11 protein-coding genes are annotated in these 8,662 nt (G+C 51.0%); 5 read left to right on the top strand and 6 right to left on the bottom strand.

What is annotated here, in order from left to right; all coding sequences use genetic code 11:
- From MPL1_RS03605 to MPL1_RS03620, 5 genes are all read left to right on the top strand, one after another.
- A partial coding sequence (locus MPL1_RS03605; protein ID WP_040576854.1) for a DUF1538 domain-containing protein occupies nucleotides 1–966 on the top strand: 966 nt, incomplete at its 5' end.
- Nucleotides 963–1,142 (top strand): hypothetical protein, encoded by a 180-nt coding sequence (locus tag MPL1_RS14045; protein ID WP_235045519.1) that lies wholly within the window; start codon nucleotides 963–965, stop codon nucleotides 1,140–1,142. The genes MPL1_RS03605 and MPL1_RS14045, both read left to right, overlap by 4 nt.
- Nucleotides 1,142–1,315, top strand: coding sequence for a hypothetical protein (locus MPL1_RS14050; RefSeq protein WP_235045520.1), 174 nt, complete (start codon nucleotides 1,142–1,144; stop codon nucleotides 1,313–1,315). The genes MPL1_RS14045 and MPL1_RS14050 overlap by 1 nt, the downstream gene beginning before the upstream one ends.
- Before the next feature lie 16 nt (nucleotides 1,316–1,331).
- Nucleotides 1,332–1,718 carry a CBS domain-containing protein gene (locus MPL1_RS03615; protein ID WP_009725771.1) on the top strand — a complete coding sequence of 129 codons (387 nt, stop codon included), beginning with the start codon at nucleotides 1,332–1,334 and terminating at the stop codon, nucleotides 1,716–1,718.
- 48 nt (nucleotides 1,719–1,766) lie between these two features.
- Nucleotides 1,767–2,345 carry a hypothetical protein gene (locus MPL1_RS03620; RefSeq protein WP_009725772.1) on the top strand — a complete coding sequence of 193 codons (579 nt, stop codon included), beginning with the start codon at nucleotides 1,767–1,769 and terminating at the stop codon, nucleotides 2,343–2,345.
- Here the strand turns inward: MPL1_RS03620 and MPL1_RS03625 are convergent.
- The 6 genes from MPL1_RS03625 to MPL1_RS03650 are packed head-to-tail and all read right to left on the bottom strand — an operon-like array spanning nucleotide 2,342 to nucleotide 8,601.
- Nucleotides 2,342–3,202, bottom strand: a complete 861-nt coding sequence (locus tag MPL1_RS03625) for a thermonuclease family protein (RefSeq protein WP_009725773.1) — start codon at nucleotides 3,200–3,202, stop codon at nucleotides 2,342–2,344. The two genes, MPL1_RS03620 and MPL1_RS03625, sit on opposite strands and share 4 nt — an antisense overlap.
- A gap of 25 nt (nucleotides 3,203–3,227) precedes the next feature.
- On the bottom strand, nucleotides 3,228–4,088 hold the full coding sequence (gene ubiA, locus MPL1_RS03630) for a 4-hydroxybenzoate octaprenyltransferase (RefSeq protein WP_009725774.1): 861 nt from the start codon (nucleotides 4,086–4,088) through the stop codon (nucleotides 3,228–3,230).
- On the bottom strand, nucleotides 4,088–4,630 hold the full coding sequence (locus MPL1_RS03635) for a chorismate--pyruvate lyase family protein (RefSeq protein WP_009725775.1): 543 nt from the start codon (nucleotides 4,628–4,630) through the stop codon (nucleotides 4,088–4,090). Before MPL1_RS03635 ends, ubiA begins: the two co-directional genes overlap by 1 nt.
- A 7-nt stretch (nucleotides 4,631–4,637) precedes the next feature.
- Nucleotides 4,638–6,731 (bottom strand): ATP-dependent DNA helicase RecG, encoded by a 2,094-nt coding sequence (gene recG / locus MPL1_RS03640; RefSeq protein WP_009725776.1) that lies wholly within the window; start codon nucleotides 6,729–6,731, stop codon nucleotides 4,638–4,640.
- A 19-nt stretch (nucleotides 6,732–6,750) separates the two neighbouring features.
- Nucleotides 6,751–7,137, bottom strand: coding sequence for a RidA family protein (locus MPL1_RS03645; RefSeq protein ID WP_009725777.1), 387 nt, complete (start codon nucleotides 7,135–7,137; stop codon nucleotides 6,751–6,753).
- A gap of 48 nt (nucleotides 7,138–7,185) precedes the next feature.
- Nucleotides 7,186–8,601 carry a RelA/SpoT family protein gene (locus tag MPL1_RS03650; RefSeq protein WP_009725778.1) on the bottom strand — a complete coding sequence of 472 codons (1,416 nt, stop codon included), beginning with the start codon at nucleotides 8,599–8,601 and terminating at the stop codon, nucleotides 7,186–7,188.
- Nucleotides 8,602–8,662: the final 61 nt, after the last annotated feature.

Here is an 8,662-nt window from a genome sequence, read left to right on the forward strand (position 1 = left end):
ATTCCGGCGGTGTTCASCACCAATATTGTCACCGTGCCCTTGATTGCCGCACTTGGCATCGGTCTTGCCGCATCTATTCGTGGCCGTAATCCACTCACGGATGGTTTTGGACTGGTGGCGCTGGCTGTGATGGTGCCGATGATCAGTGTGCAACTCTACGGAATTCTGGTGTTTTCGGGCGCTGAACCTGATCCTGATGCCGTGGCCATCCTTGCTGCTGACAGTGCACAAAAACTGTCAGGGCCACTGATCATGTTACTGGAACTGGCCGAAATGCTGCGGGATGTGTTGCCGATTATCATCACCATTTTGTTTTTTCAGTATCTGGTGATGCGTCGACCACTGAGTAATCCCAGAGCGATTCTGTTTGGTTTCGCGCTGGTGATCTTCGGACTGTATGCTTTTGTAGTCGGTCTGAAGATGGGACTGTTCCCGATTGGTTCAAGCATGGCCGAGCAGCTCATCAATCTGGATGGTTACTGGTATGTTTACCTGTTTGCTTTTTTAATCGGCTTTGCCACCACCATGGCAGAACCGGCCCTGATTGCAGTGGGTAAGCAAGCAGAGCAGGCCGCCTCAGGCCGCCTGAACGGCAATACCATCCGCATACTAGTGGCTATTGGCGTGGCACTTGGCATCACCATCGGTGTCCATAGGATTATTGATGGCGGCTCAATGCACTACTACATCATGGGTGGCTACACGCTGGTCATCATCCTGACTATCCTGGCGCCACGCTATATCGTAGCGCTGGCTTACGATTTGGGCGGCGTCACGACATCTGAAGTCACTGTGCCGCTGGTCACTGCACTGGGAATCGGTCTTGCTACAGCAATTGAAGGCCGTAATGTACTCATCGATGGCTTTGGTTTGATTGCCTTTGCGTCAATCTTTCCAATCGTGACAGTCATGCTCTATGCTATCGCGATGCAAGCCGTTTCATCGTGGAAAAAGGTGGAAACATGAAATTTTCAATTCTCGTGGCCATTGTGCCAGAGGAACTGGAACAACCGGCAATCGACGCCGCCAAGGAGCTGGGGGCTGGAGGCATTACCCTGATGGGCGCTCGCGGCATCAGTAATAGCCAGAAAAAAAACTTTTTTTTGGCCTTACTTACGATGGCAGTCAAAGCGTCTTGTTAATGGTGCTTGAAAAAGGACTATCACTGCAGGTGCTCAAGGCGATTCAATCACTTCTGATGCCCGATAACGAAGATTCTCAAGGCTTGGTTTTTACCCTGCCACTGGAACATCTGGGAGGCATTGATACCTCTCAAATCGAAAAATTCCAACAACACTTGCGCGAAGTGCTTTAAAACAGGAAGCCGAATTATGCTCGTCAAAGAAGTCATGGTTAAAAATGTTGTCACCATTTCGCCGTTTGCCAAACTTCGTGAGGCAATGAGCACAATGAAACGACATGGCATCAAATCACTGGTGGTTGAAAAGCAAAACCAGCATGATGCCTATGGGCTGATTACCTATACCAATATCCTCAAAACCGTTATCGCTGAACAGGGTGATATTGACCTGCTCAACGTTTACGATGTCTGTGTCAAACCCGTTGTCTCGGTGGGAGAAAGCCTGTCAGTTCAGCATGTTGCCAGTCTGATGGGACAAAACCGGGTCAAGCGTCTACTGGTGTTGAAAGATAATGACCTTGTGGGGCTTATCACCATGAACGACATCATGGACGAACTACTCAAGCAAATCGACTAATCAATCCGTGATAGGGTAAGCCTGTGACCTTACAAGAGGAGCAGGTGAATGAGAGGCAAGATCGAACAACTGCTTGAACAGATCAAGCAACTTGAGGATGAACTCCGCCACGAACTCAATCAGCAAAGACATACCATCGGCTTCAAGATCAAAGGCCGAAAGGTCGAGTTTGAAGCCTCGGTCAGAGCCGCTCACAAAAAACTGAAAACCGGCTTGTGGCGCTGGTTTTTTGGGGTACGGCCGATCAATATCATCACCCTGCCGATCATTTACGCGATGATCATTCCATTGTTACTCATTGATATCCTGGTGACCTTCTATCAATGGACCTGCTTCCCTGTTTACGGTATCAAACGCGTTCGCCGCTCAGACTATATCGTGCTGGATCGACACAAATTGGGCTTTCTCAACTTTTTTGAAAAACTGCACTGTGCCTATTGTGGCTACGGAAATGGGGTGGTTGGCTATATTCGGGAAGTACTGGCCAGAACAGAACAGTATTTTTGTCCGATCAAACATGCCCGAACGGTACTGGGTACCCATCAACGCTATCGCGACTTCATCGATTATGGTGATGCAGAAAACTATCACCAGCGGCTCAAGGAATATCGCCGTCAGTTGTCTTAAGGGGGAGTCAGCGCAGAAGGATGCCTGAGCTGCATGAAAAATGACTGCTGGCGGCGTGATAACCAGCCCTGAACCTGCCAGTCCTGATTCAGATAATCATTCAGGTCATCAAACAAAGGCAAATGCTCATTCGCAATACGCAAAGCAAATTGGTCATTGACTCTCAACAGTACAGATTGGCGTTGTTCAACAATTTCCACGGGCCTGACAAGCAGGCGCTGCCAACCTCTGGGAGGTGGTGACTGCTTGAGTATTTGCACCGAGCGACGCTGATATTCCGGCATCGCCCAGATACCAAGTTGCTGCCGCTGTGCTGCCTGTTCCAGTTCCGTGAAAACTTCGCTGTGGCGCATATTGGGCGGCAAAATCGTCATCATGGCCATCCCGTCCCTGAGCAAGCCCTCGTTGAGCATTTCTCCGGATTCGTCATAACAATACGCCAGCAGTCGTCCATACTGATCCAATTGAGTTTGATCGTATTCAATAAACATCACGCCATCGGCCAGTCGCTGTTCAAGCCAATGCTTTGCCGCCTCCCCCCCCGGTTCGGCATCTCGATGCCGGTTGGCAATTTCCGGGGTGTTGATGCCCAGTAAACGAACTCGTCGGTCATCATCCAGTACCACTGTATCCCCATCAATCACCCGCTTTACTGTTACCCGATAGCGTTGGGAATGAGCAGCCAGTTGAACTTCTTCTGCATCTTGTGAGGCTGTATCAGAAAAGCTGATGCGACCTGCGGCATCTTCGGTTCGATATACGGTGGTTGCGGCCACCGCCAGGCTGAGCAGTAATGCCGCCAGCATCGTCATCTGCAACAGGCAGCGCTGAACTATTAATCGGTGTTTGTTTGTCATTGCTTTAGAGAACAACGGTTCAGGATCACTGATATAGATAATGCAATACCACCGCAGCAAAAATCACAGCGCCAACCCAGTTATTGTTCAAAAATGCCTGCACACACTGACGCGGCTGCCGATCTTCGGCAATCCATTGCTGATAAGCAAACAATAACAATGCAATCAGTAGCCCCAGATAGAAAATCAGCGACATCTGCAGTTGAAACCCAACCAGCAACATGACGCTCAAAAAACTCAGCTGCAGGATCTTCAGAATGGTCAGATCATCTTCACCAAACAAAATGGCGGTCGATTTGACACCCACCTTCAGATCGTCAGGTCGATCAGCCATGGCGTAAAAGGTGTCATAGACGGTTGTCCAGAGAATATTTGCCAGGAACAATAACCAGGCCACTGCTGGGACTGAGCCGGTCTGCGCCGCAAAAGCCATTGGGATTGCCCAGCCAAAAGCCATGCCTAAAACAATTTGTGGCAGATGGGTGTAGCGCTTCATGAATGGATAAATCACCGCCAACAGCAAGGCCACCAGTGAAAGTTGGATAGTCAGCCAGTCCAGTTGCAGTACCAGAAACAACGCCAGCACTAACAGAGCAAAAAAACAGATCAATGCCTGTTTGGCCGATAATGCTCCGGTTGCCAGCGGCCGCTGACGCGTGCGTTCAACCAGACCATCAACATTTCGATCAGCAAAGTCATTAATCACGCAGCCCGCAGAGCGCATGATCAATACCCCCAGGCTGAAGATAATCACCAGATGCCAGTCAGGTTGCCCCTGCCCGGCTATCCACAGAGCCGTCAAGGTCGGCCATAACAGCAATAAAATGCCGATTGGCCGGTCAAGGCGCATCAATTGCACATAGGCCATCACAGTACTCTGCTTCATCACTCAACCACACTCCATAAGGCCGGCAGGAATATCTCATTGACCAGCAGTGGCTCACCCTGCAGATAGAAACACGAACGACGTGCCCACAACGATACTGATGCTACCGGATCCAGAGCACTTGCCTCACGAAACAGCGCACTATCACGTCGCAATTGTGCCACCTGAATCGGGCCACGCTGGACAGCAACATCGTTGAACAACATTTCCCCCAGCGGTCTGTTGCCCAGTGCTGTGAAACGACGTCGATTATTGAGATAGGTGGCAAGCGGTACAATGGTTCTGGCAAATACCAGTGCCGTGTCCCCGTCCAGTAAACGAACCTGTCGCTGATAGGCCAGTTGTTCGAGCGGCAAACTCAGCCATCGTCGTTCTTCAACCAAGGGTTTTTGCCAGTGACTACCCAGCCAGTCCACGGAAAACCCATGATGACTGATGGTCTGCAAACGTCGGGTCAGTGAGCCCTGATCCACCATCCAGTGGCGAACCTTTGCCGGAATATTTAATTGCTCCGGCCAATACCAGCGACTCCAGTCACGCATGCTTTTGTTAAACCTGTCCAAAATCAATTTTGTTGCCGAACCAGCGCTTAATCATCTGCTCGGCTTGATCCGGGTAATCTCTGAGAAAGGCATCAGCCGAACTGCCGATGGCCATCAGCAAATCCTGATCGTCAAACAAGTCGGCGACCCTGAATTGCGGTAAGCCAGTCTGTCTGGTGCCCAATAATTCACCAGGCCCCCGGATTTCCAAATCACGCTGTGCGATGACAAAGCCATCATTGCTTTCACGCAAACATTTCAGTCGGGCCTGACCATTTTCCGACAGAGGTGGATGATACATTAAAACGCAGTGGCTCTGGGTTGAGCCTCGCCCGACCCGACCGCGAAGCTGATGCAACTGCGCAAGCCCCAGACGTTCGGCATTTTCAATAATCATCAGGCTGGCATTGGGTACATCCACACCCACTTCAATCACCGTGGTCGCCACCAGTAAATCAATTTCACCTGCCTTGAATTGCTGCATTACCAGTTCTTTTTCGCGAGGTTTCATGCGCCCGTGGACCAGTCCAATCCTGCAGTCAGGCAGCGCCTGTTGCAGCTGTTGGGCCGAATCTTCTGCGGCCTGACATTGCAAGTGCTCGGACTCTTCAATCAGGGTACACACCCAATACACCTGTCTTTTCTGCTGACAGGCAGCATGCACCCGGTCGATCACTTCCTGTCGTCGGCTATCGGAGATTAATACTGTGGTGACAGGTATTCGTCCGGGCGGCAGTTCATCTATCACGGAGACATTCAAATCGGCATAAGCCGTCATGGCCAATGTTCTCGGGATCGGAGTTGCGGTCATCACCAGTTGATGAGGCATCGAGTTTTGCTGGCGCCCTTTGTCTCGCAGTGCCAATCGCTGATGCACACCAAAGCGATGTTGTTCATCAATAATCACCAGCCCCAGTTTATTGAAGACCACTTGATCCTGAAACAAGGCATGTGTGCCTACCGCAACACTGATATCTCCCTGTTCCAATGCCGTGAGCATCTGCTTGCGTTGTGATGCGGTCTGCTTGCCTGCACACCAGCCGACCGTCATACCCAGCGGTTCAAGCCATTGCAGAAAGGTTTGATAATGTTGTTCTGCCAAAAGCTCCGTCGGAGCCATCATCACCGCCTGATATCCGGCGGTTACCGCCGCTACCGCAGCAATTGCAGCGACCACTGTTTTGCCGGACCCCACATCACCCTGCACCAGTCGCTGCATTGGAATATCTTGTGCCAAATCCTGCAAAATTTCGCCGATGACGCGCTGCTGTGCTGCTGTCAACGGAAATGGCAGACTGTTTAACAAGGCCTTTTGCGCACGATTATCGGCGCGAATGGCGGGCGCCGGGTGCCGCTGAGTATTAATACGAATCTTGCGCATGCTCAGTTGCTGCGCCAGCAATTCTTCATAGGCCAGTCTGCGCTGAGCTGGGTGCCGCCTGTCGATCAGTTGTTGAACATCGACATCGGGCGGCGGCAGATGCACATACTTTAGCGCCTCACTGAGCTTGTAGTGAGCAACATCATGCAAGCGCAGCGCATCCGGAAGTAATTCAGGCATTTGCTGTTGTTCCAAATACGCAAGTGCCTGCCCGATAAGTTTACGCAAGGAGAGCTGATGCATGCCCTCGGTGGTGGGATAAACCGGCGTTAGTTCACTGTCTACCGGGACAGGCTCTGTGCCGGTGAGTAAGCGATATTCCGGATGAACCATTTCCAGCGCTGATGGACCGTTACGAATTTCACCAAAGCAACGGATTCTCATGCCACGGGCCAATTGTTGTTGCTGCGCCTTGGAAAAGTGAAAAAAGCGCAACCACAGCGAGCCGGTACCGTCGGCGATCTGACACAGTAAAGAACGACGACGTCCAAATTTCACCTGTGATAACTGGATGACACCTTCCACCAGTTTCTCTTGATGTGGTCTGAGCGAGCCCAAAGGCATCAGCCGAGTGCGGTCCTGATAGCGCAGAGGTAGATGAAACAGGCAATCCTGCACTGTCTCAATACCGATTTTCGCCAGCTTTTCTGCTTGCTTGTCGCCCACTCCCTTGAGCACAGTCACTGGTTGTGCAAGAACATTGTCGGCCACTTGCGGCATCCTTTCCGCCAGCCGTCAATCAGTCAGCAATGTGCATGATGGCATCCATTTCCACCGGTACGCCTTTAGGCAGAGCTGCGACACCAATCGCTGCCCGAGCGGGATATGGCTTTTGGAAGTATTCGGCCATGATGTCGTTAACAGTGCCGAAATAACTCAAATCTGTGAGGAAAATATTCAATTTGACGATATCTTGCAGATTACCGCCCGAGGCTTTGGCAACCGCTGACAAATTATCAAAAACCTGACGCACCTGAGCTGAAAAATCACCTTCGTTCACAGTCATGGTTTCTGGCACCAACGGGATTTGACCTGAAAGGTAAACTACATCGCCCACTTTGACCGCCTGCGAATAAGTACCAATCGCTTCGGGTGCATCGCTGGTGTGAATAATTTGTCGGGACATAAAACAAGTTTCTCCTGTACGGCTGCAAGTTGCAGCAAATTGAAAAAATCAGGTATTGATTCGACTGATGCGTTCAACCATATCAAGTCGGCGCAGGCGACGAATCACACGAGCCAGATGCTGCCTGTCCTGCACTTCGATGGTCAGGCGCAGATCAGAGTAACCACCATCGCGCTCGTCAACAATGACATTGTCGATATTGGAATCTGCCTCTGAAACACTGGCAGCAATAGTCGCCAGCACGCCACGTTGATTTTTCACATGCACCATCAAATCAACCGGGAATTCACGTTTGATATCCTGCGCCCAGGCGACATCCAGCCACTTCTCATTTTGCACCCGCAGATGCGTCGTGTTTTTGCAGCTGCGTTGGTGGATGATGATGCCTCGACCGGCACTGACATAGCCATGAATCGGATCGCCAGGAATCGGATGACAGCAGCGCGCGAAGCTGACCACCATGCCTTCTGTACCGGCAATCATCAACGGTTGTGTTTCACGTTCTGGTGCCGCCTCTTGCACCAGCTTTTGGGCAACCAGTAACGCCGAATGGTTACCCAGCCCGATATCACGCAACAGCTCATCGAAATGGTATAGCTCAAACTCTTTGACCAGCGCCTTAATCCGCTTCTGTGGGATTTTGTCCAGCGTGGTCGAAAACGCCGTCAGATGCTTACTCAGCAGACGTTGGCCAAGTTGTGTCGCCTCTTCACTTTGCAGGTGCTTGAGATAATGCCGAATATTGGTCCGTGCCTTCGGTGTCACCACAAAGTTTAGCCAGGCCGGGTTCGGATGCGCACCCGGCGCGGTAATAATCTCAACTGATTCCCCGGTTTCAAGCTGTGTGCTAAGCGGCACCAGGTGCCGTCCCACTCTGGCAGCGACACAACTGTTACCCACATCCGAATGCACTGCGTAGGCAAAATCCACAGCCGTAGCGCCACGTGGCAAAGTGAAGATCTCACCTTTGGGCGTTGACACATAAATCTCGTCAGGGAACAAATCAATACGCAGATTTTCCAGAAACTCCGTCGAATCTCCCGAGCCCTTCTGCATTTCCAGGATACCCTGTAACCACTGCCTCGCCTTGCGATGAGCAAGCGTGTTACCAACGGACTCACCTGTCTTGTATAGCCAGTGCGCTGCAACACCCGCCTCGGCCATATGATCCATATCACGCGAACGAATTTGAACTTCTATCGGCACGCCAAAAGGACCAAACAAAACGGTATGCAAAGACTGATAACCATTGGCTTTGGGAATGGCGATGTAATCCTTGAACTTGCCTTGTACCGGCTTGTATAGATTGTGAACTACCCCCAGCATTCGGTAGCAGGCGTCCACATCATCAACAATGATGCGAAACGCATAAACATCCATCACTTCTGAAAATGACAACTGTTTGCTGACCATTTTCTTGTAGAGGCTGTAGAGATTTTTTTTCGCGCCCTTGGATATCGGCACTCAGCCCTTCCTGCTCCATCCGGTTGAGAATCGAACTGGTGATTTGGCTGACAATTTCTGA

It is taken from the genome of Methylophaga lonarensis MPL (assembly GCF_000349205.1).
Taxonomy (GTDB): domain Bacteria; phylum Pseudomonadota; class Gammaproteobacteria; order Nitrosococcales; family Methylophagaceae; genus Methylophaga; species Methylophaga lonarensis.